This is a genomic window from Glutamicibacter sp. AGC46, assembly GCF_053543715.1.
In genome coordinates, this window is sequence record NZ_JBLVOJ010000025.1 from 175,757 (window position 1) to 176,606 (window position 850).

1 protein-coding gene is annotated in these 850 nt (G+C 60.5%); it reads right to left on the reverse strand.

Features of this window, described 5'->3' with window-relative positions:
• Window positions 1–43: 43 nt before the first annotated feature.
• On the reverse strand, window positions 44–631 hold the full coding sequence (locus tag ACNPM8_RS15795) for a GNAT family N-acetyltransferase (RefSeq protein WP_332489126.1): 588 nt from the start codon (window positions 629–631) through the stop codon (window positions 44–46).
• Window positions 632–850 lie beyond the last annotated feature (219 nt).

Consider the following 850-nt stretch of genomic DNA (forward strand, 5'->3'; position numbering starts at 1 on the left):
CCCCCCCCAGCTCTGTTAAGGTCTCGTTCTCTGCCTGTGCGGACTACTTGGCGTTGAAGTACTCCTTGGCCAGCAGGCCCATGATGATCTTGTCGTGGAACGACCCATCGTGGAATCCAGCCTGGCGCACTCGGCCCTCTTCGCGGAACCCTGCGCGGTTGAAGGTGCGCAGTGCGCGCTCGTTGTACGCCCAGGCGTTCAAGCCGATGCGGTTCAAGCCCATCTCGCGGAAGCCGTAGTCGATGATCATCTTGGTGGCCATGGTGCCATAGCCTTGGCCCACATTTGAACCACCGATCATGATCATCAATTCGGCGGAACGGGCCGGCGCGTTGTAGTCGTACAAAGCGGTGTGCCCGATCAGCGTGTCGTCGGGAAGCGTGATGGAAAGTCCCACGCCGTCGGTAGTGCCACGGTTGACGCTGCGCGACTTGAAGAGTTCTGCGGCTTCGGTGATCGGGTGGGGAAGTACCAGGTTGCCCTGCAGGGCCATGAATTCTGGGCTATTCCACCATTGGGTGAGGAACGCAAGATCTTCCTCTTGTAGTTCACGGAGCCGAAGGTGTTCGGAAATCAGCAGGTTGATTCCGTAGTCCTGGGCATTTTCTGTGTTCCATATGTCACTTGCCATGCTTCTAATCTACCGGGTCTAGCTGGACAGTATCCGGAAGATCGTTGACGGCGAACCCTTTCCGGCCTTGCCGATGGACGTTTTGACGCGGATCGGAGGCCGAAGCGGGATGTCTTGGCGCCGGTGGCGCGCCGGGGTGCAACAAGCAGTGGCACAAGGCCGGCCGACCTGGTTGGCGGCGGGGTGGGGGGAGCGCCAGGAACAGCACTGCGGGGCCGC

Bases quoted from the DNA above. Each gene is read 5' to 3' on its own strand.
- ACNPM8_RS15795 (WP_332489126.1), bottom strand. From the start codon at position 631: ATGGCAAGTGACATATGGAACACAGAAAATGCCCAGGACTACGGAATC.